The sequence below is a fragment of the Pantoea sp. UBA7232 genome (assembly GCF_002473195.1).
Taxonomy (GTDB): domain Bacteria; phylum Pseudomonadota; class Gammaproteobacteria; order Enterobacterales; family Enterobacteriaceae; genus Pantoea; species Pantoea eucrina.
The window spans coordinates 1-25,590 of record NZ_DKTK01000010.1 but is presented as its reverse complement, the minus strand read 5'-3'; the positions used below and the strand labels follow the sequence as shown (position 1 = coordinate 25,590).

Below are 25,590 nucleotides of genomic sequence, written 5' to 3'. Positions count from 1 at the left end.
TGCATGAATGCTCAACGTTTTGCCCGAATTCAGGAAATGCTGGCGCTGCGTCAGCACGATCTCACCGTCTGCATGGAGCAGGTGCACAAGCCGCACAATGTCTCTGCGGTGATCCGCACGGCAGACGCAGTGGGCATTCATGAGGTTCACGCCGTCTGGCCCAGCGTGCGGATGCGCACGATGGTTTCGGCCTCCGCAGGCAGCAACAGCTGGGTAAAAGTTAAAACCCATACGCACATTACGGAAGCGGTACGCCATCTGAAAGATCGCGGCATGCAGGTGCTCGCCACCCATCTTTCAGACAAGGCGGTCGACTTTCGCGCTATCGATTACACCCGCCCGACCTGCATTCTGATGGGTCAGGAAAAAACCGGCATCACCGCCGACGCGCTGGCGCTGGCTGACCAGGATATTATTATTCCGATGGTGGGTATGGTGCAGTCGCTGAATGTCTCTGTGGCCTCGGCGCTGATTCTGTATGAAGCACAGCGCCAGCGACAGAATGCCGGCATGTATCAGCGTAAGCACAGCCTGCTGGATGAAGAAGAGCAGCAGCGTCTGCTGTTTGAAGGCGGCTATCCGGTTCTCGCCCGCGTGGCGAAGCAGAAAGGCCTGCCCTATCCGCAGATCAACATGCAGGGTGGCATCGATGCTGATGCCAGCTGGTGGTCCGCCATGCAAGCCACGGGTCGGAAATGAAAGGCCGGCTGCTGGATGCCATACCGCTCAGTACCCTGACCGGCGTCGGCGCCAGCCAGGCCGCTAAGCTGGCCAGACTCGGCCTGTTTACTATCCAGGATCTGCTGCTGCACCTGCCCCTGCGCTATGAAGATCGCACCCAGCTCTACAAAATTAACGATCTGCTGCCTGGTATCTGGGCCACCATCGAAGGCGAAGTGCTGAACAGCGAAGTCACCTTTGGTCGCCGCCGCATGCTGGTATGCCAGATTGGTGACGGCAGCGGGATTGCCACTCTGCGCTTTTTTAACTTCACCGCCGGCATGAAAAACAGCCTGGCGCTGGGTCGCCGCGTCACCGCTTATGGTGAGATCAAGCGCGGACAGCGCGGCGCCGAAATTATCCATCCTGAATACCGCGTTCAGGGTGAGCAGGGCGGCGTTGAGCTGCAGGAAACCCTGACGCCGGTCTATCCCACCACGGAGGGGATACGTCAGGCCACGCTGCGCAATCTTACCGACCAGGCGCTGACTCTCCTGGAGAGCTGTGCGATCGCTGAGCTGCTGCCGTCAGAGCTGAGCGGCGGGCTGATCAGCTTGCCTGATGCGCTGCGCACGCTGCACCGGCCGCCACCCGATCTCCGGCTCAGCGAACTGGAAACCGGCCGCCATCCGGCACAGAAGCGATTAATTCTTGAAGAGCTGCTGGCGCATAATCTCAGCATGCTGGCCGTACGCGCGGGGGCACAGCGTCATCATGCGCTGCCGCTGACCCCCTGCCATACGCTGGTGGACAGGCTGCTGGCCGCGCTGCCTTTCTCTCCGACCGGCGCGCAGCAGCGCGTGGTAAAAGAGATTGAGCGCGATCTGGCTAATGACTATCCGATGCTGCGCCTGGTACAGGGCGATGTCGGCTCCGGTAAAACGCTGGTGGCGGCTCTGGCAGCGCTGAACGTCATTGCCCACGGCAAACAGGTGGCGCTGATGGCGCCGACTGAACTGCTGGCCGAGCAGCACGCTGCAAATTTCCGTCAGTGGTTTGCGCCGCTCGGCATCGAGGTTGGCTGGCTCGCCGGCAAGCAGAAAGGCAAAGCGCGCGAAGCGCAGCAGGCGGCGATCGCCAGTGGTCAGGTGGCGATGGTGGTGGGCACGCACGCGCTGTTTCAGGAGCAGGTGAAGTTCAGCGGCATGGCGCTGGTGATTATTGATGAGCAGCACCGCTTTGGTGTTCATCAGCGGCTGGCGCTGTGGGAAAAAGGCGAAGAGCAGGGTTTTCATCCGCATCAGCTCATTATGACCGCGACACCCATTCCGCGCACGCTGGCGATGACCGCCTACGCCGATCTCGACACCTCGACTATCGATGAGCTGCCGCCGGGCCGCACGCCGGTCACAACGGTTGCTATTCCGGACACGCGCCGCAGCGAGATTATTGAACGCGTAAAAAGCGCCTGCCTGGAGGGACGTCAGGCCTACTGGGTCTGCACCCTGATTGATGAATCGGACGTGCTGGAAGCGCAGGCTGCTGAAGCGACCTGGCAGGAGCTGAGCGTGGCATTACCCGATCTGCGCACCGGCCTGGTGCACGGTCGGATGAAGCCCGCAGAGAAGCAGGCGGTAATGGCCGCGTTCAAAGCGAACGAGATCCAGCTGCTTATCGCCACTACCGTTATTGAGGTTGGCGTGGATGTCCCTAACGCCAGCCTGATGATCATCGAAAACCCGGAGCGGCTCGGTCTGGCACAGCTGCATCAGCTGCGTGGACGCGTCGGACGCGGCGCTGTCGCCTCACACTGCGTGCTGCTTTATAAAGCCCCGCTGAGCAAAACCGCTCAGCGTCGCCTGCAGGTACTACGCGACAGCAACGACGGCTTTGTGATTGCGCAGCACGATCTTGAAATTCGCGGCCCCGGCGAGCTGCTGGGCACGCGGCAGACCGGCAACGCTGAATTCAGGGTCGCTGACCTGCTGCGCGATCAGGCCATGATCCCCGAAGTGCAGCGCGTGGCGCGCCATATCCATCAATATTACCCCGAACAGGCACAGGCGCTGATTGAGCGCTGGCTGCCGGAAACTGAACGCTACAGCCACGCATAGAGGCCGGTTTCAGGCGCGCCCTGCGCGCCCGCTGAAAAAATGTCCAGCCGGTAATCAGCCGCAGCGATGCAAACGATTGCTTTCAGCGGGCAACCGTTTAAAATCGCCACTTTGCTGTTACTGAGAGCCTGTCATGTCTGTTAATCGTGCCGAACCCCTTTCGCCCGCCAGTGCGTCTGCCACGACAAAAAGCGAACTGATTTATCGTCTTGAGGATCGTCCGCCGCTGCCGCAGACGCTGTTTGCCGCCTGTCAGCACCTGCTGGCGATGTTTGTCGCCGTGATCACCCCGGCACTGCTGATCTGCCAGGCGCTGGGGCTGCCGGCACAGGATACGCAGCACATCATCAGTATGTCGCTGTTTGCCTCCGGCGTAGCGTCGCTGCTGCAGATCAAAACATGGGGACCGGTGGGCTCCGGGCTGCTGTCGATTCAGGGCACCAGCTTTAACTTTGTTACGCCGCTGATTATGGGCGGTATGGCGCTGAAGAATGGCGGCGCGGATGTGCCCACCATGATGGCAGCGCTGTTTGGCACGCTGATGGTCGCCTCCTGTACCGAAATGCTGCTGTCGCGCGTGCTGCATCTTGCACGCCGGATTATTACGCCGCTGGTGTCGGGCATCGTAGTGATGATTATCGGTCTCTCACTGATTCAGGTCGGGCTGACCTCAATTGGCGGCGGCTTTGCTGCTATGAACGATCACAGCTTTGGCGCGCCTGGAAATCTGCTGCTGGCAGGTGCCGTGCTGCTGGTGATTATTCTGCTTAACCGTCAGCGCAACCCCTATCTGCGTGTGGCATCGCTGGTGATCGCGATGGCGGTGGGTTATGCACTGGCGTGGGGACTGGATATGCTGCCGGAGAGCGCGGCACCGGTAGAGCAGCCGCTGCTGGCTGTGCCTTCACCGCTCTATTACGGGCTGGGTTTTGACTGGAATCTGCTGATCCCGCTGATGCTGGTCTTTATGGTTACTTCGCTGGAAACCATCGGTGATATCACCGCCACCTCTGACGTTTCAGAACAGCCGGTCAGCGGCCCGCTCTATATGAAGCGCCTGAAAGGGGGCGTACTGGCAAACGGCCTGAACTCCTGCGTCTCTGCCCTGTTTAACACCTTCCCCAACTCCTGTTTTGGTCAGAACAACGGCGTGATCCAGCTGACCGGCGTGGCCAGCCGCTATGTAGGCTTTGTGGTGGCGCTGATGCTGGTGGTTCTCGGGCTGTTTCCGGCGGTCAGCGGCTTTGTTCAGCATATTCCGGAACCGGTGCTGGGCGGGGCCACTATCGTGATGTTCGGCACCATTGCCGCTTCCGGCGTGCGCATTGTATCCCGCGAGCCGCTTAACCGCCGCGCTATCATGATTATTGCGCTATCGCTGGCGGTCGGACTCGGTGTCTCTCAGCAGCCGCTGATCCTGCAGTTTGCGCCAGAGTGGCTGAAAACGCTGCTCTCTTCCGGTATTGCTGCCGGCGGTATTACGGCGATCGTGCTTAATCTTATTTTCCCGCAGGAAAAATAGCGCAGCAGGCAGGCGCCCGCCTGCCTGCTATTTATCCGCATTTTTCGCCAGACGGTTGAGCTGTAACGGTAATTCAGGCATAACAACCACTGACCGGACAACGATCGCGATGGATGAATGCAATGAAATTCCTGGGCAAGTTTTTCCTTACTCTATTACTGCTGATTCTGCTGCTGCTGGTGATCGGTTATGTACTGGTGCAGACACAGTGGGGTGCCGGCTGGTTTAGCCGCTGGGTAAGTGATAAAACTGCGTGGCATCTCTCCGTCAGTAAAATTGAGCACAACTTCTCTTCCCCTTCGCATATCGTGCTGGATAATTTCAGTTTTGGTCACGATGGCCAGCCTGCGGTTGTCGTGGCTAAACGCATCGATCTGGGCCTGGCGATGGTGCAGTTCAGCGACTGGCTTCATTTTGACAGCATTGAAATTCATGAAGGGGAGATCAATCTCGCTAATCAGACGCCATCCACCACGCTGCCCGTTCAGGCCAACCGCCTGCAGCTGCGCAATGTGCGCCTGGAAAGCCCGCGCACGGCGCTGCCGCTCTCTGCCCGCGGCGTCAATGGCGGTATTGTTCCATGGAAACCTGTATCCGCCGATATGCTGGGCAGTGACGCACAGTTTCAGATAAGCGCCGCGCAGCTGACGCTGAACGGGCTGGCCGGTGATAACGTGCTGCTACAGGGCAACGTGGCGCAGCGCCGCCTGCAGCTCACCACGATAGGTGCGGATATCGCCCGGGGATCGGTGACCGGTCGGGCAGAGCGTGACGACCAGGGTAACTGGAGCATTGATCAGCTGCGCCTGAATGATATCCGTCTGCAGACCAGCCAATCGCTGAATGATTTCCTGCGCCCGCTGCTGACGGCCCCTGCGGTCACAATTAACCGTCTGGATGTCACCGACGCCCGGCTGCAGGGACCGGACTGGGCGGTCACCGACCTCGATCTTACGCTGCGGGACATTACCCTGCGCAACGGCGACTGGCAGAGTAACGAAGGCTATCTGGCGATGAATGCCGGCAACTTTATCAATGGCAGCCTGGCGCTGGATGATCCTATCGTTAATGCAGAGTTCTCGCCTGAAGGCGTCAGACTTACGCAGTTCAGCTCCCGCTGGGTTAACGGTATTCTGCGCGCCAGCGGCAGCTGGACGCGCAGCAACCGGCAGCTGACGCTGGACGATCTGGCCGTGGCCGGACTGGAGTATACGCTGCCGCAGAACTGGCGCGAGCGCTGGCAGGCCGCCCTGCCCGCCTGGCTTGACAGCGTGCTGGTGAAGCACGCCACCGCCAATCGTAACCTGATCATCGATATCAACCCGGCGTTTCCTTTCCAGATGACGGCGCTGGACGGCTCTGCGGATAATCTGCTGCTGGCGCGCGCGCATCAGTGGGGGATCTGGTCGGGCAAAGCGAGTCTTAACGCGGCAGAAGCGACCTTTAACCGTACCGATCTGCGTCATCCCTCAATAGCGCTGACGGCAGATGAGCAGCAAATCCAGATAACAGAAATGAGCGCTTTTAACGGCAATGGACTGCTGGAGGCGACGGCAACGGTAGGCCAGAGCGCCGAACGTCCGCTGACGCTGAGCCTGAAGGGCCAGGCGGTGCCGGTCAACGTACTGGAAAACTGGGGCTGGCCAGCGCTGACGCAGAGCGGTGACAGTAATCTGCAGCTGCAGCTTAAGGGGTCACTGCGCGCCGGTACGCCGCTGCGTCCGGGCATTTCGGCAGACCTTTCCGTTACCACCGACGCCGGCTCGCTGCAGCAGAGCATGCGTAACGGGCAGACAGATTAAGAACGGCAGGCCGATCGCGTTGTTGCCGCGCGATCGGCTGCACCATCCTCAGTTTATCAGCGCGCCGGAGCCACCCGCTTCGAGTGGACCATGCTGGTCTGCAGGCAGCACAATATAGACGCCCTCAAATACTGCGCCCGGCTCTTCATTTCCGTACAGCTCAACCTCCAGCTGCACGCGCGCCTTGCGCCCGCGCGCGAGGCGGTCGAGATCGCCGCTCAGCGAGCCGAGATCGGCAGTGGCGCCGGGCCGTCCGCTGATCGGTTTGCTGTAGCGGATATGCGCATCCGCCAGAATGATGGTTCCGCCCAGATGACGTTCGCGCAGCAGCAGCCAGATCAGCCCCCAGCCGGTCAGCGTGGCCAGCGAGAAAAGACTGCCGGCAAACAGCGTATGATGCGGATTCTGATTGCCGGTCTCCGGCATGGTGGTGACAAATTTCTGCCCGGTATATTGCAGGATGCGCACGCCCATCTTCTCACTCAGGGGAATATGCTCATACCACGCCTGCTGGAGCTGGCCGCACCAGTCGGCGCGATGCAGAATATCATCCAGCGTCACCACCGGTTTGATCATCAGAAAATGGCGCACCGGCGTGGTCTGCGGTGCGGTGATTTCACCCTGATTGATAAAACCCAGCTTGGCAAAAAACTCCACGGCGTCTTCGCGCGCGCTGCAGGTTACGCGCTTGGCGCCTTCCTGTCGCGCCACGGACTCCAGCGTCATCGCCACCAGCGTCCCGAGCCCCTTGCCCTGTACCGACGGGTGCACGGCCAGAAAGCGAATAGCTGCTTCATTCTCTGCGTTGATATAGAGGCGGCCTGCGGCAACCGGCTTGCCCTGCTCATCCACCACCATCTGATGGTGCGCCAGCGCGTCCCAGGCATCCCGCTCTGAGCCCTGCGGCTGGCGCAGCGGCTTGCGCAGCATTTCCCAGCGGAACTGGTAATACATGTCCAGCTCTTCGGCCGTCTGAGGCACTCGAAGATGATACATAAAATGATTCTCCCGTTCGGAGCCAGCGTGGCCGATCGCCTGCCGCCCGGCTGCCGATCTCACACCTGCAACCAGAAAGTGACCGGACCGTCGTTAACCAGTGAAACCTGCATATTGGCCGCAAAGCGACCGCTGGCGGTTGTGATACCGCTGGCCCGGCAGCAGTCGCTGAATACGTTATAAAGCCGCTCCGCTTCTGCCGGTACGGCACCGCCGGAAAAGGAGGGACGCATGCCCTTACGGGTATCTGCCGCCAGCGTAAACTGCGAAACCACCAGCACGCTGCCGCCAGCCTGGTGCACATTCAGATTCATTTTGTCATTCTCGTCACCGAAAACACGGTAGCCGAGCACTTTATCGCAGAGCCGCCGGGCTTTTTGATCATCATCCTCTTTTTCCACGCCCAGCAGCACCAGCAGTCCGGCGCCAATCTCACCAATGACCTGGTTGTCGACCGCCACACTGGCGGCACTGACGCGCTGAATTAATGCAATCATGTTTCCTCACGGGATGGTTCATGTTCCTGCTGCTTTAGCTGGCGATAGTCATTAAGGGTGACGGTGACTTCCGCTCCCAGCAAAACAATACACCACGTCCAGTAGACCCACAGAAACAGAATCGGGATAACGGCCAGTACGCCGTAAATTAACTGATACGAGGGAAACATCGTAACATAGAGCGCAAAGCCTTTTTTACCCAGCTCAAACAGCAGGCCTGCCACCACCGCCCCGGTGAGCGCATCGCGCCCCGGCACGCGCCGCGTTGGCACCACGCTGTAAAGCAGCCAGAACGCCAGAATGGAGAGCACCAGCGGGAAGATACGCAGCGCCTGGTCGATCAGGCTGGTAACGCCGGTGACATTGACCCAGCGCAGCGACAGCAGATAGGAGCTAATCGCCAGGCTGGCGCCAGCCAGCAGCGGGCCGAGCGTCAGGATCATCCAGTAAACGGCAAACGAATAGATCATCGGACGCGGCGAATTGCTGCGCCAGATGGCGTTCAGCGCGCTGTCAACGGAGTGCATCAGCAGCAGCGCCGTGACAATCAGCCCTACCGCGCCTACCGCCGTCATTTTATTTACGTTAGCGACAAACTGGTCAAGGTAGCGCTGGATCACGTCGCCAGCTGCCGGCATAAAGTTGGTAAAGATAAAATTCTTGAGCTGTACGCTGATGTCGGAAAAAACCGGGAACGCGGCGAACAGCGCGAAGATCACCGCCACCAGCGGCACCAGCGCCAGCAGGGAGACGTAGGCAAGATTCCCCGCCTGCGTGGTCATGTTATCTTCGTCGATGCGCCGCCACAGCAGTTTCAGCCACAAAAAGAACGCATGCGCCCGGTGGCGCAGAGTGTTAGCCATCACATTTACCCACGCGCTGCGAACCAGGCGGGCAGGGTTTTGTGATCTTCCACCAGCACGCTTTCGATTCCCAGCGCGCGCGCCGCATCGATATTCGCCTGATTGTCATCAAAGAAGATGGCCTGGTCCGCCGTGTAACCCTCCTGCGCCAGCACATGGCTGAAAATCCGCGCTTCCGGTTTACGCATGCCGAGCTCCTGCGACATATAGACGCGATCGGCAGCCTGCTGCACTTCCGGATAGTGCGTCGGCCAGAATTCAAAATGCAGCTGGTTGGTGTTGGAAAGGATCACCACGCGTTCGCCGCGGGCGCGAAGCTGGTTCATGATCGCCAGCGTCTCCGGGCGAACGCCGACAAACACGGCCTGCCAGCCGGCGGTAAACTGCTCATAGCTCAGGGCAATATCGAGCTGCTCGCAAAGGCGCTCGGCAAATTCCGGGTCGCTGATCTCGCCCCGTTCATGTTGTTCAAACGCTTCATCCATGCTGAAGCGGCTCTGCAGCGTGGCCAGCGGCACACGGCCTAAATCACTCCAGACGCCCAGTACGCGATTGAAGTCGATATCAACAATCACGTTACCCAAATCAAAGATGTACAGCATGACGCCTCTCCTCTGTGCTTCCGGGATCATTCACTCTAGCGGCAAAAAGCGTAGCTGAACAGGGAGCATTCGGGGAAAAAGGCGGGCAACAGAAACAAAAAAGCCCCGCAGTGCGGGGCCTGATAACAGAACGTATCGTTTACTCTTTACCGCCGCGAGACGCGCGTTTGCGATCGTTCTCGGTCAGGTGACGTTTACGGATACGGACTGACTGTGGCGTAACTTCAACCAGTTCGTCATCATCGATGAACTCGATCGCCTGCTCCAGCGTCATTTTCTGTGGCGGAACCAGCGTCGTCGCCTCATCGGTACCTGACGCACGCATGTTGGTCAGTTTCTTACCGGTCAGGCAGTTTACCGTCAGGTCGTTAGAGCGGCTGTGAATACCGATGATCTGGCCCTCATAAACCTCTGCACCGTGACCCAGGAACAGCTTACCGCGATCCTGCAGACCAAACAGAGCAAACGCAACGGCTTTACCCTGACCGTTAGAGATCAGAACGCCGTTCTGACGCTGACCAACTTCGCCCGGACGCACGTCGTCGTAGTGGCTGAAAGTCGAGTAGAGCAGACCGGTACCGGAGGTCATGGTCATGAATTCGTTACGGAAGCCGATCAGACCACGGCTTGGGATCACGTAGTCGAGACGTACGCGGCCTTTGCCATCCGGATCCATGTTTTTCATATCGCCTTTACGCTCACCCATCGCCTGCATCACTGAGCCCTGATGGGTCTCTTCGATATCGAGGGTAACGTTCTCAAACGGCTCCTGCTTGCGGCCTTCATGCTCACGGAAGATAACTTTCGGACGGGATACCGCCAGCTCAAAGCCTTCACGACGCATGTTTTCGATCAGAACAGAAAGGTGCAGCTCACCACGACCTGATACGCGGAACGCATCAGCATCTTCGGTCTCTTCAACGCGCAGTGCAACGTTGTGTACCAGCTCTTTGTTCAGGCGATCCAGGATCTGACGTGAAGTAACGTATTTACCTTCTTTACCGCAGAAAGGTGAGGTATTGACGTTAAAGAACATGGTCACGGTAGGCTCATCCACGCTCAGCGCCGGCAGCGCCTCTACATTCTGCGTGTCGCAGATGGTATCGGAGATGTTCAGTTCACCCAGACCGGTAACGGCAATGATGTCGCCCGCTTCTGCCAGATCGCTGTCAATACGCTCCAGACCCAGATGCGTCAGCACTTTACCCACTTTCGCGTTGCGGGTTTTGCCTTCGCTATCAATCACAGTAACCTGCTGGTTCGGCTTGATTTTACCGCGCTTGATGCGGCCGATACCGATAACGCCCAGATAGTTGTTGTAGTCCAGCTGAGAGATCTGCATCTGCAGCGGCGCATCAGCTTCAACCTGCGGCGGAGAAACGTGATCGACGATTGCCTGATACAGCGGAGTCATGTCATCAGCCATATCGGTGTGTTCCAGACCTGCAATACCATTCAGCGCTGATGCGTAAATGATAGGGAAGTCCAGCTGCTCGTCAGTCGCGTCGAGGTTAACGAACAGGTCGAATACCTGGTCTACAACCCAGTCAGGACGCGCGCCTGGACGGTCAATTTTGTTGATAACAACAATAGGTTTCAGACCGTGGGCAAAGGCTTTCTTGGTTACGAAGCGAGTTTGCGGCATAGGGCCATCCATCGCATCAACAACCAGCAGCACCGAATCCACCATGGACATGACGCGCTCTACTTCACCACCGAAGTCGGCGTGTCCCGGGGTATCAACGATGTTGATACGGTAGTCGTTCCATTTGATGGCGGTGTTTTTTGCGAGGATGGTAATTCCACGCTCTTTTTCCAAATCATTGGAATCCATCACACGTTCAGTCGCTTCGGTACGAGCGTCAAAAGTACCAGACTGTTGCAGCAGTTTGTCGACCAGGGTGGTTTTTCCATGGTCAACGTGCGCGATGATGGCGATGTTACGCAAATTTTCGATCACAGCTTTGCCTCAGGCATTATAGAAATAACGCGGTATTGTACACGGATTAAGCGGAATACTGAACATGATCACAGTTTTCCCGACAATATTCTCACGCTGCTGGTTTTTAGCACCATTAGCGGTGCAAATATCTGCACTCTGCTGGCTTTGTGCACCATTTTAGTGCCATCAGCGCGCCGTTTTGCACCATAATAAAGCAATGCGTCTGTTCTGGTGCAGCTGCTGATGCACCGCAGCGCGCCGCACAGCGCTATTTATTGCACTTAAAAAAAGTTGGCACAGAATTCGCTTTATCTTTTTTAAGTGCAAACGACAGTGGCCTGATGGCTGAATAGCTTGCCGGGATCTTAGTCAGGGGTGGTCAGTAGTCGTGACACATTCCAGGCATTTTGAGTTCTCTCACCACGACAACAGATGACCATTTCCAGGAGAGTTGAGTATGTCCGCTGAACACGTTCTCTCGATGATGAACGAGCATGAAGTTAAGTTCGTCGATCTGCGTTTTACCGATACCAAAGGTAAAGAACAGCACGTCACCATTCCTGCTCATCAGGTTAACGCAGACTTCTTTGAAGAAGGTAAAATGTTCGATGGTTCATCCATCGGTGGCTGGAAAGGCATTAACGAATCAGACATGGTGCTGATGCCGGATGCCACCACTGCGGTGATGGACCCGTTCTTCGAAGACCCGACCCTCATCATCCGGTGTGACATCCTCGAGCCAGGCACGCTGCAGGGTTACGATCGCGATCCGCGCTCCATCGCCAAGCGCGCTGAAGAGTACCTGCGCGCTTCCGGTATTGCTGACACCGTGCTGTTCGGACCTGAGCCAGAGTTTTTCCTGTTTGACGATATCCGTTTCGGTTCATCGACTTCAGGTTCACACGTTGCTATCGATGATATCGAAGCGTGCTGGAACACCGGCAAAGCGTACGAAGGCGGCAACAAAGGCCATCGTCCGGGTCTGAAAGGCGGCTACTTCCCGGTACCACCGGTTGACTCTTCTCAGGATATCCGTTCTGCCATGTGTCTGACCATGGAGCAGATGGGTCTGGTCGTAGAAGCGCACCACCACGAAGTGGCAACCGCTGGTCAGAACGAAGTGGCAACCCGCTTCAACACTATGACCAAAAAAGCGGATGAAATTCAGATTTACAAGTATGTCGTGCACAACGTCGCGCACGCCTACGGCAAGACCGCAACCTTTATGCCAAAACCGATGTTTGGTGATAATGGCTCCGGTATGCACTGCCATATGTCGCTCTCTAAAGGTGGCGTAAACCTGTTCTCTGGCGATAAGTACGGCGGCCTCTCTGAAACCGCGCTGTTCTACATCGGCGGTGTGATCAAGCACGCTAAAGCGATTAACGCCCTGGCTAACCCAACCACCAACTCCTACAAGCGTCTGGTGCCGGGTTATGAAGCGCCGGTTATGCTCGCTTACTCCGCGCGTAACCGCTCAGCCTCCATCCGTATTCCGGTGGTTGCCAGCCCGAAAGCCCGCCGTATTGAAGCGCGCTTCCCGGATCCAGCGGCTAACCCATACCTGGCGTTTACTGCGCTGCTGATGGCTGGCCTCGACGGCATCATCAATAAAATCCATCCTGGCGATGCGATGGACAAAAACCTCTACGATCTGCCGCCGGAAGAAGAAGCGGAGATCCCGAAAGTAGCCGGTTCTCTGGAAGAAGCACTGAACGCGCTGAATGAAGATCGCGAGTTCCTGACCCGCGGCGGCGTATTCACTGATGACGCTATCGATGCTTATATCGAACTGCGCAAGCCAGATGTTGATCGCGTTCGCATGACGCCACACCCGGTTGAATTTGAACTCTACTACAGCGTTTAAATGGCCATTCACCTCTTTTGTCCGCCAGGCCGGGCAAAAGAGGACAACGTTTTTTTGTTGCCGTGGAAACTTTAGCCCATCTCCGGATGGGTTTTTTTCACCGCAAAATTGCCGTTATCGGGGAGTTTTCCATCCCAAAACGCTATAGTGCACCCATTTGGTGCAGAGGATCGTGGTATGGTTGCTGGCTCACTGCCCGACGCAGGGCAGATTCTCAACTCCCTGATAAACAGTATTCTGCTGGTCGATGACGGGCTGGTGATCCACTATGCCAATCCGGCTGCGCAGCAGCTGCTGGCGCAGAGTTCGCGTAAGCTGTTCGGTACGCCGCTGCCGGAGCTGACCGGCTACTTTTCGCTCAATCTTGACGTGATGCGCGAGAGCCTGGCCGCAGGCCAAGGCTTTACCGACAGCGAAGTCACGCTGGTGGTCGATGGACGCGCGCACATCATGTCGCTGACCGCGCAGCGTCTGCCGGACGGCCTGATCCTGCTGGAGATGGCGCCGATGGACAATCAGCGCCGGCTCAGCCAGGAGCAGATCCAGCATGCTCAGCAGGTTGCCGCACGCGATTTAGTGCGCGGCCTGGCGCATGAGATTAAAAACCCGCTTGGCGGCCTGCGCGGCGCGGCACAGCTGCTGTCGCGCGCGCTACCTGACCCGTCGCTGAACGAATACACCAACGTTATCATCGAGCAGGCAGACCGGCTGCGCAACCTGGTCGATCGTCTGCTGGGCCCGCAGCAGCCGGGGCTGCACGTTACGCAGAGCATTCATCAGGTGGCGGAGCGCGTGGTCAAGCTGGTCTCGATGGAGCTGCCGGACAACATAACGCTGGTACGCGACTACGATCCCAGCCTGCCGGAGCTGCCGCACGATCCTGACCAGATTGAACAGGTGCTGCTTAACGTCGTACGCAATGCGCTGCAGGCGCTCGGCGCAGAGGGCGGTACCATCGTGCTGCGTACGCGTACCGCTTTTCAGCTGACGCTGCACGGCACGCGCTACCGGCTGGTGGCGCGTATTGATGTGGAAGATAACGGGCCGGGCATACCGGCACAGCTGCAGGATACGCTGTTCTATCCCATGGTCAGCGGACGCGAAGGGGGTACTGGTCTCGGACTCTCTATCGCCCGCAGCCTGATCGATCAGCACTCCGGAAAAATTGAATTTAACAGTTGGCCAGGTCACACCGAGTTTTCGGTCTACCTGCCCATTCGCCAGTGAGGTTTCTATGCAACGAGGGATAGTCTGGATCGTCGATGACGATAGCTCCATCCGCTGGGTGCTTGAACGCGCGCTCACTGGAGCCGGTTTAAGCTGCGCGACGTTTGACAGCGCCAGTGAGGTGCTGGATGCACTCGCCAGCAAAACCCCGGACGTACTATTGTCAGATATTCGCATGCCGGGCATGGATGGCCTGGCGCTACTGAAGCAGATCAAGCAGCGTCATCCGATGCTGCCGGTCATCATTATGACGGCGCACTCCGATCTTGATGCCGCCGTCAGTGCCTATCAGCAGGGCGCATTTGATTATCTGCCCAAGCCGTTTGATATCGATGAGGCGGTAGCGCTGGTCGAGCGCGCCATCAGCCACTATCAGGAGCAGCAGCAGCCGCGTAATCAGCCCGTCAGCGGTCCGACAACCGACATCATTGGCGAAGCGCCGGCGATGCAGGATGTGTTCCGTATTATTGGCCGTCTGTCACGCTCCTCCATCAGCGTGCTGATTAACGGTGAGTCGGGAACCGGTAAAGAGCTGGTCGCGCATGCGCTGCACCGCCACAGCCCGCGCGCCAAGGCGCCTTTTATCGCGCTGAATATGGCGGCGATCCCGAAAGACCTGATTGAATCTGAACTGTTCGGGCATGAAAAAGGCGCGTTTACCGGCGCCAATCAGATCCGCCAGGGGCGCTTTGAACAGGCTGATGGCGGCACGCTGTTTCTTGATGAAATTGGCGATATGCCGCTGGATGTGCAGACGCGTCTGCTGCGCGTGCTGGCAGACGGTCAGTTCTATCGCGTGGGCGGCTACGCGCCGGTAAAAGTGGACGTGCGCATTATTGCCGCCACGCATCAGAACCTTGAGCTGCGCGTGCAGGAAGGCAAATTCCGTGAGGATCTGTTCCACCGCCTCAATGTCATTCGGGTACATCTTCCGCCGCTGCGTGAGCGCCGCGAAGATATTCCGCGTCTGGCACGCTACTTCCTGCAGGTTGCCGCACGCGAGCTGGGCGTTGAGGCTAAAATCCTGCATCCGGAAACGGAAACGGCGCTGACCCGCCTGCACTGGTCGGGCAACGTGCGCCAGCTGGAGAACACCTGCCGCTGGCTGACGGTCATGGCCGCCGGTCAGGAAGTGCTGATTCAGGATCTGCCGCCGGAGCTGTTTGAATCCGCCACGCCTGACAGCCCGGTGCAGTCGCTGCCGGACAGCTGGGCCACGCTGCTGGCGCAGTGGGCCGATCGCGCGCTGCGTTCCGGTCATCAGAACCTGTTATCTGAAGCGCAGCCGGAGATGGAGCGTACGCTGCTGACCACGGCGCTGCGTCACACCCAGGGGCATAAACAGGAAGCGGCACGCCTGCTTGGCTGGGGGCGCAATACGCTGACGCGCAAACTTAAAGAGCTGGGCATGGAGTAATGCTGCGACATCAGCGGCGCTTCTGCTGATTTTTTGCACGCACAGGCTGTACAGACCGTTACCGGTGAGTATGATATTCGCGGTAATCGGGAGAGAAGTATCATGCTGCAATCTGTCATGCTGACAATAGCGCATAATCTGGCAGCCATTGGCAGCGCGGTGGCCCATTCGCCGCAGACTGCGCTGGCTGCTGTGGTATGCGCCATTACGGCGAGCCTGTTCAGTTAATAGCAAGGGAGCGTATGCTCCCTTTGTTATTCAGATGATCCGGGAATAGTGCGGCTGGCGACTTTTCTGCCGCAGGTAGCGATCGAAACACATGCAGACAGAGCGGATCAGCAGACGACCGCGACCGGTCACCGTCAGCCGCCGCCTCTCACAGCAAACCAGCCCCTCCGCCACCAGCGGAGCCAGCAGCGCCAGATCGTCGGCAAAATAGTCCTCAAACACGATCGGCCACTGCGCTTCCACGGCGGCAAAATCGAGCGTGAAGTTGCAGATAAGCTGTTTAATCACCTCACGCCGCAGACGATCGTCATCCGTCAGTTTCAATCCGCGCCACAGCGCGCTACCCTGCTGTTCCACCTCTGCATACCACTCATTCAGCGCTTTCCGGTTCTGCGCATAGCTGTCGCCCAGCATGCTGATGGCAGATACGCCCAGCCCCAGCAGATCGCTCTCACCGTGCGTGGTGTAGCCCTGAAAATTGCGGTGCAGCAGGCCGCTGCGCTGCGCGATCGCCAGATCATCATCCGGCCGGGCGAAGTGGTCCATCCCGATAAACCGGTAACCTGCGGCGGTCAGTGTGGCAATGCTCTGCTGCAGGATCAGCAGCTTTTGCGCGCCGTCGGGCAGGTCTGCTGCTTTGATTTTGCGCTGCGCCGCAAACAGCGCCGGCATATGCGCATAGCTGAACAGGCTCAGACGGTCGGGAGCGAGCGCGATCACCCGCTGCAGCGTCAGCGCAAACCGTTCCGCACTCTGCAGCGGCAGACCGTAGATCAGATCGAAACTGACCGAACGAAAACCCTGTTCGCGAGCGCGCTTTACCAGCGCACCAATGGCCGCTTCATCCTGTATCCGGTTAATGCGCGCCTGCACCGCCCGATCAAAATCCTGGATCCCGATGCTCAGACGGTTGAATCCTTCCGTCCGCAGATGATCGATCGTGGCCGGCGCGATCTCACGCGGATCGATTTCGATCGACATTTCAGCATCATCCGTTATCGCGAAGTGATGCCGCAGCAGCGCCATCAGCCGGCTTATCTGCGCTCCGTCAAGAAAGGTCGGCGTGCCACCGCCCCAGTGCAGCTGTGTCACCCGGCGACCGGCAAACAGCGGAGCACGACAGGCAATCTCCTGCGCCAGCGCATTCAGATAGCGATCAGCTTTTTGCCGCTGGCGCGTCACTATTTTATTGCAGCCGCAGAAGTAACACAGTTTGTGGCAGAACGGGATATGCACGTAAAGAGAGAGCGGCCGGTGAGGATAACGGGTAGCAGCCTGCTCAAAATCTGCGGCGCGAAAAGTTTCGCTGAATTCCGGCGCGGTAGGATAGGAGGTATAACGCGGGCCTGAGCCGCTGTATTTCTCCACCAGCTGCTGATCCCATTCTATCTGCTGCGCGGTCATGCTTACCTCTTTCGGTGGCGTGTGGTCCGGAAAGGTCGCGCAGAAGGGTCAGTGAAGCGGTGAAGAGAACGCCGCCGTAAACGCGACTTCAGGCGCGACAGGCGGCGTAGTTTAAACAATAACCAGAGGATATAACATGTGAGCAGCAGCGCTAAAATTGATCCAGGCCAAAACATTGTCGAATACCTGTTCAGCGCGGCATGCGATACGGCGCATGCCGTCCGGTAACGGGATTACTGCCCTTTCAGCAGGCGCATCATATCTTCTTCAGCCTGTTCATCTTCGGCGTCATCATCCAGCGCGATCCCCAGCGTTTCCATCAGCTCATCGATGCGGTCCAGCGTCTCATCCAGCCACGCCTGGTCTTCACCGCTCAGCGTCTCGCCTTTTTCCAGGCGATCGAGCAGCGTGTCGAGACGTTCATCGTTCTCCAGCTTCGCCAGCTCCTCTTCAGGCGTCAGGCGTACTTTCTGCGCTTTCGCTTTGGGCTGAGGTGCCGCTTTTGTCACGGGCTGCGTTTTGCCGTCAGCCACCAGCGCCACCGGTTTTTTGCTGCCAATGCGGGCATCGCTGCTTTTTTTAGTCTGTGCGCTGCCGCTGCTCTGCGCCGTCGGGCTGGTGCGGCTGCCCGATTTATGGCCGCTGTGCTTTTTATCGCGTTTACGATCGCGCGCTTCCTGATTCAGTTCTTCACGCGATTTACGTTTGGCTTTAGCAGCGGGTTTGCCACGCTGGGCGGGTGCAGGTTGCTTCATGATGTCCGGTCTCAGTGATGCCTGGTGAGTTCAGTATAGAATTGCGGCGAAATCTAGCAGAAAGCAGACAAAGAAAAAAGGCGATAGCTTTTGCTATCGCCTTATTTCGCACCTTCGTACGAAGGAAACTCTGAATAAATCCTTTACGGCTCTCAACGTCCCGGTCGCTCCGTCGCCATATCGCTCCTGCGAGTAATCCCTGTCCATTCCCGATTCCTGCCTGAATCGTACTCCTGCCATGCTCCTGGTCTTCCGGACACTCCTGAGCGCATCATCCTGATGGGTGCTGCCTTGCACTGACACCAAATGTAGACGAAAGTGCCAAATCAACAAGTAAGGTATTGCTCTTTTTTAGAGAGAAAAGAGTAAAATAATGCTCAATTCTTTGTATTTTAATGAGAAAAAAATATTGAACTTTTTATATTTAAGCTAAAACTGGCAGCAAAAATCGGCGATCTCTTACACGATTTGTCAGGGCTACGGCTGTCGGGTACTTTTGCGCCATAACAGGTATAATCAGCGCCATTAGTCCGTATCTATCAGCTGGAGTCTATTTTGTCTGCTTTGAATTATCACATCACTCACTTCATGCTCAGTGCGCCAGATATCCGTCATCTGCCGGCCGACACGGGTATTGAAGTAGCCTTTGCCGGGCGCTCAAATGCAGGCAAATCCAGTGCGCTTAATACCCTGACCAACCAGAAAAGTCTGGCGCGCACCAGTAAAACGCCGGGGCGCACTCAGCTTATCAACCTGTTTGAAGTGGTTGAAGGCAAACGTCTGGTGGATCTGCCCGGCTACGGCTATGCCGAAGTGCCTGAGGAGATGAAACGTAAATGGCAGCGTGCGCTGGCAGAGTATCTGCAGAAGCGGCAGGCGCTGAAAGGGCTGGTGGTGCTGATGGATATTCGCCATCCGCTTAAAGATCTCGATCAGCAGATGATTGAGTGGGCCGTAAGCAGCAATATTCCGGTACTGGTGCTGCTGACCAAAGCGGACAAGCTCGCCTCTGGCGCACGTAAAGCGCAGCTCAACATGGTGCGCGAAGCCGCGCTGGGCTTTATGGGCGACGTGCAGGTTGAGATGTTCTCTTCGCTGAAAAAGCTGGGCGTGGACAAGGTGCGTCAGAAACTGGATACCTGGTTCAGCGAACTTGAGCCGGCCCGTGAAGGTGACGCAGATAACCAGCCGGCTGAGTAACGGCAGCGTTGCCGGGTGAAAAAAGCCCAATAAAAAACGCCCCAGTCATAACTGACTGGGGCGGCTAAATATTCAGCCAAATCCGATTACGTGAAGTAAAAGGTCTGAAAGATAGAACATCTTACCTCTGTACCCTACGCGACGAACTTTACCTGATTTTTTCTGACCGACAAAGGATTTTTTGTGATCCAATTTCAGCTTTTGACATAATTTTTACCAGCTCCGTCACACTTTCGCACAGCGGCTGTAGTTTAATTTCCAAAAAAATGTTTAACAGGCAGCGAGTTAGATCAGTGCGCCTGATCCCAGTTATCACCGACACCCACTTCCACCAGCAGCGGCACATCCAGCGACATACTGCTCTCCATCAGCTGACGGATTTTCTCGCTGGCGCTCTCTACCGCGTCTTTGTGGATCTCAAATACCAGTTCATCGTGTACCTGCATGATCATCTTCACATCATCACTGTTCTGCTGCTGCAGCCAGCCATCCACGGCAATCATCGCCCGCTTGATGATATCCGCTGCAGTGCCCTGCATCGGCGCATTAATGGCCGCCCGCTCAGCGGCTTTGCGGCGGATAGCGTTGCTGGATTTGATATCCGGCAGCCACAGACGACGCCCGTCCAGCGTCTCTACGTAACCTTTAGACGCCGCCTGATCGCGGGTCTTTTCCATATAGCGCAGTACGCCCGGATAGCGTTCGAAGTAGAGATCCATATATTTCTTCGCTTCACCGGCACCGATGTTCAGCTGACGCGAGAGGCCAAACGCACTCATGCCGTAAATCAGGCCGAAGTTAATCGCTTTGGCGCTGCGGCGCTGCTCAGCTGAGACCTTTTCCAGCGGGGCACCAAACACTTCCGCTGCCGTGGCGCGGTGAATATCTTCTCCCTGCGCAAAGGCCTCCAGCAGACCTTTATCCTGCGACAGATGCGCCATGATGCGCAGCTCAATCTGAGAATAGTCTGCAGCAACAATGCGTTTATCTGCACCGGCGATAAAGGCCTGACGGATCCGGCGCCCTTCTTCGTTGCGAACCGGAATGTTCTGCAGGTTCGGATCGGTTGAGGAGAGCCGGCCGGTCGCCGTGACCGCCTGATGATAAGAGGTGTGAACGCGTCCTGAGACCGGATTGATCATCTGCGGCAGTTTATCGGTGTAGGTAGATTTCAGCTTCGACAGCCCGCGATGTTCCAGGATGACTTTTGGCAGCGGATAATCAAGCGCCAGCTCGGCCAGCACCTCTTCACTGGTTGAGGGCGCGCCGCCCGGCGTCTTTTTCGTGGGCTTGATGCCCTGCTTTTCAAACAGGATGGTCTGCAGCTGTTTGGTGGAAGAGAGGTTAAACGGCTCTCCCGCCAGTTCATGCGCCTTCAGTTCCAGCTCAGAGAGGCGGGTCGTCAGCTCCTGCGAATGTCTGGCGAGGATATTCTGATCGATAAGCACGCCGTTACGCTCAATGCGCGAAATCACCGTAACCAGAGGCATTTCGATATCGGTGAAGACCTGTTTCGGGCCCGCCTCCTGCTCCAGTTTTGGCCACATCTGCTGATGCAGCTGCAGCGTCACATCGGCATCTTCCGCCGCATAGTGCGCCGCCTGCTCCAGCGCAATTTGGTTAAACGTGAGCTGATTTTTACCTTTGCCGGCGATCTCTGTGAACGTGACCGTCTTGTGATTCAGCCAGCGCGCAGAGAGGCTATCCATATCATGCTTGCCGCCAACGCTGTTCAGGCAGTAGGACTCCAGCATGGTGTCAAACCGGATGCCGCGCAGCTCAATACCGTAATTTTTCAGCACGCCGCGATCGTATTTCAGGTTCTGCCCCACTTTCGCCGCGCGTTCATCCTCCAGCAACGGCTTTAATTTCGCCAGCACGTCAGTGCGATCGAGCTGATCGGGTGCGTCAAGATAGTCATGCGCAACCGGCAGGTAGGCAGCTTCCCCAGGGGCGACAGCAAACGCGATACCAACAATGGTGGCGCTGAGCGTATCGAGTGAATCCGTTTCGAGATCGAATGCAAACACCTCAGCCTGCTTCAGCTTATCGAGCCAGGCGCTAAAGGTTGCCTCATCAAGGATAGTGACATACCCGTCCGCAGAGAGCACGCTGGTAGCTTCCGCAGCCTCAGGCTCATCAGCCAGAGCGCTCTGCGCCTGCACATTACTCTTTTTGCCCTGCAGCCACTTACCTTCCTGCAGATCGGCCTGCCAGCGCCGGAATTCAAAGCGAGCAAACAGCGTCTGCAGCGTCTCAACGTCAGGCTGGTTTACCGTCAGTTGATCGTAACTGACCTCCAGCGGCACATCGGTTTTAATGGTCGCCAGCTGGTAAGAGAGAAAGGCCACATCGCGGTTCTGTTCGAGTTTAGCCGCCATGGTTTTCGCGCCGCGGAATGACAGACTGGACACTTTGTCGAGGTTGTCATAAATGGCGTGCATACCACCCAGCCCCTGCAGCAGCGCCTGTGCGGTCTTCTCTCCCACGCCGGGTACGCCGGGAATGTTATCGGAGCTGTCGCCCATCATCGCCAGAAAATCGATGATCAGTGCCGGCGGCACACCATATTTCTCTTCAACCTCTTCCGGTCCCAGTACGGTATTGCTCATGGTATTGATCAGTGTGATCTCTGGCGTGACCAGCTGCGCCATATCTTTATCACCGGTACTGATCAGTACGCTGCGCCCCTGTTTGCCCGCTTCCAGTGCCAGCGTACCGATAACATCGTCTGCCTCCACGCCCGATACAGCCAGCAGCGGCAGCCCCATCGCTTTTACCATCTCATGCAGCGGTGCTATCTGCGCACGCAGATCGTCAGGCATCGGCGGACGATGAGATTTGTAGTGTTCAAACAGTTCGTCGCGGAAGGTTTTTCCTTTCGCATCGAAGACCACAGCCACATGGCTGGGCTGATACTGCATCAACATACTTTTCAGCATGTTGAGCACACCATACATCGCGCCGGTCGGTTCGCCCGCGCTGTTGGTCAGTGGCGGAAAGGCATGATATGCACGGTAGAGATAAGAGGATCCGTCTACCAGAATCAGGGGATTTTCTGCGATTTTCGCCATAGTGTTAAGGTTTCTTCGTTGCGAGATTCAGGCTTATAAGGATGCCACAACCTGAGAAAAATGTTGAATGAACACGGGAGAGAGGCGCTTTTTTTCACGGTTATCAAACGTGGATCGCAACGATCTTTCTGTGGATAACTTTGTGCGCAAATTTCATAAGGCGCTATTTTTTTAGCATGAGAAAAATAATAAGCAGATAATAACTATTTATTTACAACAGGTTAATAAGTTGCCGTGACGCAGAACGCGATTTTGAAAACGCGATCGTCCATGTGGATATCACTACAGAGTGCAGGAAGGAAAAAGAATAAATGAGGGTGAAGAAATAAAAAACGCTGGGGTTGCCAGCGTTTAAGGGTGTCGCGTTACTGCTTTTCAGCCAGGAACTTAACCACGTTGGCATAATCGGCGACAAAATTCTCCATAGAGCTGGTGTCGAGACCGCCGTTATTAACCATATATTTGCCGTTGACGAAAATAGCCGGAACGCCCTGCAGATTAACATCAGAAGCCGCTTTCTGCTGCTGCGCAACCAGCGCTTTCACCGCAAAGCTGTTCCAGGCAGCGTCATAATCGCCAGCTGAGATCCCTGCTGCTTTAATAAAGGTTTCTTTCAGGCTGGCCGGATCGGTGATGGTTTGCGTTTTCTGAATGCCATCAAAAATCGGTGCGGTAACTTTGCTTTCCACGCCCAGCGCCATGGCCACTGCCCAGGCATGCGTGACCACCGGGCCTAAATCACCGCCGAGAAAATCGACGTGATATTTTGTCACTTTGGTCTCAGCCGGCAGGTTCTTCTTCACCGCGTCGCTGACGTGATAAACACGTTCAAACTGATAGCAGTGCGGGCAGAAAAAGGAGAAGAACTCCATGACCTGCGGTTCACCTGCCACCGGTTTCTGCAGCGTGACATACTGTTTACCGTCGGTGAACTGCGCCGCTGATACGCTAAATGCCAGCAGCATTCCCGCCAGCGCAAGCCAGATTTTTTTCATTGTTAACCTATCTCCTGAGTACGTTATTAAAATTGCGGACCAAGCCGTAATGGGGGTTCGTGCAACAGTCGCTCCTGCTCAATCAGGAGGGCAATCTGCCGGCGCCAGAAATCCTCGTCAGTCATCCAGGGAAACGCACGCGGAAAAGCGGGATCCTGCCAGCGGCGTACGACCCAGGCCAGATAATAAACCATGCGCATGGCGCGTAAAGACTCAATCAGTGTCAATTCATGTAAATCGAAATCACCGAACTCGTTATACGCCTCTATCAGGATATCCCACTGAATGCGCTGCTCCTGCCGGTCGCCGTTTATCAGCATCCAGAGATCCTGCACGGCCGGACCGGTGCGCGCGTCATCCAGATCAACAAACATCGGGCCGTCGCGCCACAAAATATTGCCCGGATGACAGTCACCGTGCAGGCGCAGCGGCTGCCACTTTGTATGCCAGCTCTGCTGCAGCGTGATAAAAAGGCTATCCAGCGCCTTCAGTAAGCTCTCTTTAAGCCTTGCTGGCACCAGCTCGCTGTGCGCCAGCGTCTGCTGTGGCTGCCGGATATACTCCTCAAGACCCAGCGTCGGACGCCGGACAAAAGGTTTAAGGCAGCCGGTCTGATGCATGCGGCCGAGGAAACGTCCTGTCCACTCCATCTGTTCTTCGTTATCCGTTTCATACTGACGACCGCCAACGCTGGGAAACACGGCAAACATAAATCCGGCATGCTGGTTAAGCGTGCTGCCCTGTAACGTAAGCGGTGCCGCTACCGGCACGTCGTCATTCAGCAGATCCAGCGACAGCGCATGCTCTTCAAGGATCTGTTCCCGGCTCCAGCGCTGCGGACGATAGAACTTAGCGACGTAGCGCCGGTTTTCATCATCGCTGAACTGGTAAACGCGGTTTTCGTAGCTGTTCAGTGCCGTTAAGCCTGACTCCACCCGCAGCCCGGTATCCCATAAAGCATCGAGGATGGCATCCGGATCCAGCGTATGAAAATTAAAGGCAGCGTCGTTCATTTTCGGCCCTGTATGTTACCTTTGCAGTAGATGCGCAAGGATAGCACTACTCGTCAGCCTTGATCACACCGCGTGCGCGTAACAGTGCCGTTTTAAAATCTGCTTCGTAATCTTTTCTGATACCGGGTATTTCTGTCGTGCTGTCGGCATCACGCATTTTGAGATGGTAAATCAATATGTCGTCGCGTAATTCACTTAACGGGCCATGAAAGCCCGCCTCCTGCGCCAGCTTGTGTAAAAAGGCCAGCAGGTGACATTCTGGCTCCTGCTGCCAGGCAGGCTGCAGAAGCGCAATCAGTTCGTTAAGACGATGGTTTTTCATAGCGGATCCCTCATCACACTGCTTTACACTGCATGGGTTCATTAAAGGAGATAACCATGCCCGTATTTACCGGCGTTATTCTGGCAGGCGGCCAGGGTAGTCGTATGGGAGGCCGTGATAAGGGGCTGGTGCAGCTGCATAATCAGCCTCTTTATCAGCATGTTCTGCAGCGACTGCAGCCACAGGTAGATAGTGTGCTGATCAGCGCTAACCGGCACCTTGATCAATATCAGTTAAGCGGCTGTAAGGTGATAACCGACACATTACCTGACTGGCCCGGACCGCTGGCAGGTATGCTGAGCGGGTTACGCCATAGCCAGAGTGAGTGGGTCGTTTTCTGCGCCTGTGATACACCCTATATACCTCAGGATTTCGTTCTGCGGCTGTGGCAACAGCGCGCAGAAGCGCCGGCGGTCTGGGTCAGGTCAGCCATGCGCGATCATCCGGTGCTGGCTCTGCTTAACCGGGCGCTGGCTGATGAACTCGCCACCTATCTCGCTCGCGGCGAACGGCGTCTGATGCAGTTTTTGCGTGCCAGCGGCGGTCATGCAGTGTTGTTTGAGGAGGATGAGAGGGTGTTTCGCAATATTAATACCGCAGACGATCTGGCACAGGAGCAGGAAGAATAATGGACGTACCTCTACTCGCCATTGCCGCGTGGAGCGGTACCGGCAAGACCACACTGCTTAAATCGCTGATACCGCTATTAAAACAGCGCGGTGTGCGGACCGGTTTGATTAAACATTCTCATCATCAGCTGGAGATCGATACGCCAGGCAAGGACAGCTACGTTTTACGTAAAGCGGGCGCCGATCAGGTGATGGTTGCCAGCGAGCGGCGCTGGGCGCTGATGTGTGAAACGCCTGATGAACCCGCCTCTCTGCAACATCTGGCAGCACAGATGAACAGCGCAGCGCTGGATCTGATACTGGTTGAAGGATTCAGGGATGAGAAAGTGACAAAAATTGCACTGTGGCGGCGTGGTGTAAAAGGTGAGGCAGAAGAGTTGCTGGATGAATATGTTATTGCCGTAGCCAGCGATGAAGCACTGGCGCTGGATCTGCCGCTGCTGGATATCAATCAGCCTGAT

At 56.7% G+C, this 25,590-nt stretch carries 22 protein-coding genes; 11 read left to right on the top strand and 11 right to left on the bottom strand.

Features of this window, described 5'->3' with window-relative positions:
- Window positions 1-3 precede the first annotated feature (3 nt).
- The 4 genes from trmH to B4056_RS11650 all read left to right on the top strand — a co-directional run bounded on the left by trmH (window position 4) and on the right by B4056_RS11650 (window position 6,098).
- Window positions 4-699, top strand: coding sequence for a tRNA (guanosine(18)-2'-O)-methyltransferase TrmH (gene trmH, locus B4056_RS11665; RefSeq protein WP_039381320.1), 696 nt, complete (start codon window positions 4-6; stop codon window positions 697-699).
- Window positions 696-2,774 carry an ATP-dependent DNA helicase RecG gene (recG, locus tag B4056_RS11660; protein WP_288654825.1) on the top strand — a complete coding sequence of 693 codons (2,079 nt, stop codon included), beginning with the start codon at window positions 696-698 and terminating at the stop codon, window positions 2,772-2,774. The genes trmH and recG overlap by 4 nt, the downstream gene beginning before the upstream one ends.
- Window positions 2,775-2,907: 133 nt before the next feature.
- A complete protein-coding gene (locus B4056_RS11655) occupies window positions 2,908-4,296 on the top strand; it encodes a nucleobase:cation symporter-2 family protein (RefSeq protein ID WP_039381325.1) in 1,389 nt (462 codons plus the stop codon).
- A 122-nt stretch (window positions 4,297-4,418) separates the two neighbouring features.
- Window positions 4,419-6,098: an AsmA family protein gene (locus tag B4056_RS11650; RefSeq protein WP_039385670.1), complete on the top strand. Its 1,680-nt coding sequence runs from the start codon at window positions 4,419-4,421 to the stop codon at window positions 6,096-6,098.
- Window positions 6,099-6,146: 48 nt separating this feature from the next.
- On the opposite strand, the gene fabY is transcribed toward B4056_RS11650, so the two are convergent.
- From fabY to typA, 5 genes are all read right to left on the bottom strand, one after another.
- Window positions 6,147-7,094: a fatty acid biosynthesis protein FabY gene (gene fabY / locus B4056_RS11645; protein WP_039381327.1), complete on the bottom strand. Its 948-nt coding sequence runs from the start codon at window positions 7,092-7,094 to the stop codon at window positions 6,147-6,149.
- 59 nt (window positions 7,095-7,153) lie between these two features.
- Complete coding sequence (gene dtd / locus B4056_RS11640; protein ID WP_094111956.1) at window positions 7,154-7,591, bottom strand: D-aminoacyl-tRNA deacylase; 438 nt, start codon at window positions 7,589-7,591, stop codon at window positions 7,154-7,156.
- Window positions 7,588-8,454, bottom strand: coding sequence for a virulence factor BrkB family protein (locus B4056_RS11635; RefSeq protein WP_094111955.1), 867 nt, complete (start codon window positions 8,452-8,454; stop codon window positions 7,588-7,590). Before B4056_RS11635 ends, dtd begins: the two co-directional genes overlap by 4 nt.
- A gap of 5 nt (window positions 8,455-8,459) precedes the next feature.
- Window positions 8,460-9,056 carry a glucose-1-phosphatase gene (gene yihX / locus B4056_RS11630; RefSeq protein WP_039381334.1) on the bottom strand — a complete coding sequence of 199 codons (597 nt, stop codon included), beginning with the start codon at window positions 9,054-9,056 and terminating at the stop codon, window positions 8,460-8,462.
- Window positions 9,057-9,195: 139 nt separating this feature from the next.
- Window positions 9,196-11,016: a ribosome-dependent GTPase TypA gene (gene typA, locus B4056_RS11625; protein WP_094111954.1), complete on the bottom strand. Its 1,821-nt coding sequence runs from the start codon at window positions 11,014-11,016 to the stop codon at window positions 9,196-9,198.
- 439 nt (window positions 11,017-11,455) lie between these two features.
- Here typA and glnA point away from each other — a divergent pair, with 439 nt between their 5' ends.
- The 4 genes from glnA to B4056_RS11605 all read left to right on the top strand — a co-directional run bounded on the left by glnA (window position 11,456) and on the right by B4056_RS11605 (window position 15,737).
- Window positions 11,456-12,865: a glutamate--ammonia ligase gene (gene glnA, locus B4056_RS11620; protein ID WP_039381340.1), complete on the top strand. Its 1,410-nt coding sequence runs from the start codon at window positions 11,456-11,458 to the stop codon at window positions 12,863-12,865.
- A 177-nt stretch (window positions 12,866-13,042) separates the two neighbouring features.
- Window positions 13,043-14,092 (top strand): nitrogen regulation protein NR(II), encoded by a 1,050-nt coding sequence (glnL, locus tag B4056_RS11615; RefSeq protein WP_039381343.1) that lies wholly within the window; start codon window positions 13,043-13,045, stop codon window positions 14,090-14,092.
- A gap of 7 nt (window positions 14,093-14,099) precedes the next feature.
- A complete protein-coding gene (glnG, locus tag B4056_RS11610; protein WP_039381345.1) occupies window positions 14,100-15,509 on the top strand; it encodes a nitrogen regulation protein NR(I) in 1,410 nt (469 codons plus the stop codon).
- Window positions 15,510-15,611: 102 nt separating this feature from the next.
- Complete coding sequence (locus tag B4056_RS11605; RefSeq protein WP_139239666.1) at window positions 15,612-15,737, top strand: YshB family small membrane protein; 126 nt, start codon at window positions 15,612-15,614, stop codon at window positions 15,735-15,737.
- A gap of 30 nt (window positions 15,738-15,767) precedes the next feature.
- Here the strand turns inward: B4056_RS11605 and hemN are convergent, their stop codons facing one another.
- Both hemN and yihI read right to left on the bottom strand, forming a co-directional pair.
- Window positions 15,768-17,141, bottom strand: coding sequence for an oxygen-independent coproporphyrinogen III oxidase (gene hemN, locus B4056_RS11600; RefSeq protein WP_094111952.1), 1,374 nt, complete (start codon window positions 17,139-17,141; stop codon window positions 15,768-15,770).
- 233 nt (window positions 17,142-17,374) lie between these two features.
- Complete coding sequence (gene yihI / locus B4056_RS11595; protein ID WP_039381350.1) at window positions 17,375-17,896, bottom strand: Der GTPase-activating protein YihI; 522 nt, start codon at window positions 17,894-17,896, stop codon at window positions 17,375-17,377.
- A 555-nt stretch (window positions 17,897-18,451) separates the two neighbouring features.
- On the opposite strand from yihI, the gene yihA reads away from it, so the two are divergent.
- Window positions 18,452-19,096 carry a ribosome biogenesis GTP-binding protein YihA/YsxC gene (gene yihA / locus B4056_RS11590; RefSeq protein ID WP_039381353.1) on the top strand — a complete coding sequence of 215 codons (645 nt, stop codon included), beginning with the start codon at window positions 18,452-18,454 and terminating at the stop codon, window positions 19,094-19,096.
- A gap of 290 nt (window positions 19,097-19,386) precedes the next feature.
- Here the strand turns inward: yihA and polA are convergent, their stop codons facing one another.
- The 4 genes from polA to B4056_RS11570 form a co-directional block, all read right to left on the bottom strand.
- Window positions 19,387-22,170, bottom strand: a complete 2,784-nt coding sequence (gene polA / locus B4056_RS11585) for a DNA polymerase I (RefSeq protein ID WP_288654821.1) — start codon at window positions 22,168-22,170, stop codon at window positions 19,387-19,389.
- Between the two features lie 365 nt (window positions 22,171-22,535).
- A complete protein-coding gene (gene dsbA / locus B4056_RS11580) occupies window positions 22,536-23,165 on the bottom strand; it encodes a thiol:disulfide interchange protein DsbA (RefSeq protein ID WP_039381357.1) in 630 nt (209 codons plus the stop codon).
- A gap of 26 nt (window positions 23,166-23,191) precedes the next feature.
- Window positions 23,192-24,178 (bottom strand): serine/threonine protein kinase, encoded by a 987-nt coding sequence (locus B4056_RS11575; RefSeq protein ID WP_150035041.1) that lies wholly within the window; start codon window positions 24,176-24,178, stop codon window positions 23,192-23,194.
- A 46-nt stretch (window positions 24,179-24,224) separates the two neighbouring features.
- Window positions 24,225-24,500, bottom strand: coding sequence for a YihD family protein (locus B4056_RS11570; protein ID WP_039381361.1), 276 nt, complete (start codon window positions 24,498-24,500; stop codon window positions 24,225-24,227).
- A gap of 56 nt (window positions 24,501-24,556) precedes the next feature.
- On the opposite strand from B4056_RS11570, the gene mobA reads away from it, so the two are divergent.
- Both mobA and mobB read left to right on the top strand, forming a co-directional pair.
- Window positions 24,557-25,129, top strand: coding sequence for a molybdenum cofactor guanylyltransferase MobA (gene mobA, locus B4056_RS11565; protein ID WP_039381363.1), 573 nt, complete (start codon window positions 24,557-24,559; stop codon window positions 25,127-25,129).
- Window positions 25,129-25,590: molybdopterin-guanine dinucleotide biosynthesis protein MobB (gene mobB / locus B4056_RS11560; protein WP_288654818.1), on the top strand; the 462-nt coding region annotated here is incomplete at its 3' end. The genes mobA and mobB, both read left to right, overlap by 1 nt.

What these genes read in the sequence shown, in the direction of transcription:
- dsbA (WP_039381357.1), bottom strand. Translation starts at nt 23,165, where the DNA reads ATGAAAAAAATCTGGCTTGCGCTGGCGGGAATGCTGCTGGCATTTAGC.
- recG (WP_288654825.1), top strand. Translation starts at nt 696, where the DNA reads ATGAAAGGCCGGCTGCTGGATGCCATACCGCTCAGTACCCTGACCGGC.
- glnG (WP_039381345.1), top strand. Translation starts at nt 14,100, where the DNA reads ATGCAACGAGGGATAGTCTGGATCGTCGATGACGATAGCTCCATCCGC.
- mobA (WP_039381363.1), top strand. Translation starts at nt 24,557, where the DNA reads ATGCCCGTATTTACCGGCGTTATTCTGGCAGGCGGCCAGGGTAGTCGT.
- B4056_RS11570 (WP_039381361.1), bottom strand. Translation starts at nt 24,500, where the DNA reads ATGAAAAACCATCGTCTTAACGAACTGATTGCGCTTCTGCAGCCTGCC.
- glnL (WP_039381343.1), top strand. Translation starts at nt 13,043, where the DNA reads ATGGTTGCTGGCTCACTGCCCGACGCAGGGCAGATTCTCAACTCCCTG.
- hemN (WP_094111952.1), bottom strand. Translation starts at nt 17,141, where the DNA reads ATGACCGCGCAGCAGATAGAATGGGATCAGCAGCTGGTGGAGAAATAC.
- yihI (WP_039381350.1), bottom strand. Translation starts at nt 17,896, where the DNA reads ATGAAGCAACCTGCACCCGCCCAGCGTGGCAAACCCGCTGCTAAAGCC.
- B4056_RS11575 (WP_150035041.1), bottom strand. Translation starts at nt 24,178, where the DNA reads ATGAACGACGCTGCCTTTAATTTTCATACGCTGGATCCGGATGCCATC.
- yihX (WP_039381334.1), bottom strand. Translation starts at nt 9,056, where the DNA reads ATGCTGTACATCTTTGATTTGGGTAACGTGATTGTTGATATCGACTTC.
- B4056_RS11635 (WP_094111955.1), bottom strand. Translation starts at nt 8,454, where the DNA reads ATGGCTAACACTCTGCGCCACCGGGCGCATGCGTTCTTTTTGTGGCTG.
- polA (WP_288654821.1), bottom strand. Translation starts at nt 22,170, where the DNA reads ATGGCGAAAATCGCAGAAAATCCCCTGATTCTGGTAGACGGATCCTCT.
- dtd (WP_094111956.1), bottom strand. Translation starts at nt 7,591, where the DNA reads ATGATTGCATTAATTCAGCGCGTCAGTGCCGCCAGTGTGGCGGTCGAC.
- glnA (WP_039381340.1), top strand. Translation starts at nt 11,456, where the DNA reads ATGTCCGCTGAACACGTTCTCTCGATGATGAACGAGCATGAAGTTAAG.
- trmH (WP_039381320.1), top strand. Translation starts at nt 4, where the DNA reads ATGAATGCTCAACGTTTTGCCCGAATTCAGGAAATGCTGGCGCTGCGT.
- fabY (WP_039381327.1), bottom strand. Translation starts at nt 7,094, where the DNA reads ATGTATCATCTTCGAGTGCCTCAGACGGCCGAAGAGCTGGACATGTAT.
- B4056_RS11605 (WP_139239666.1), top strand. Translation starts at nt 15,612, where the DNA reads ATGCTGCAATCTGTCATGCTGACAATAGCGCATAATCTGGCAGCCATT.
- B4056_RS11655 (WP_039381325.1), top strand. Translation starts at nt 2,908, where the DNA reads ATGTCTGTTAATCGTGCCGAACCCCTTTCGCCCGCCAGTGCGTCTGCC.
- B4056_RS11650 (WP_039385670.1), top strand. Translation starts at nt 4,419, where the DNA reads ATGAAATTCCTGGGCAAGTTTTTCCTTACTCTATTACTGCTGATTCTG.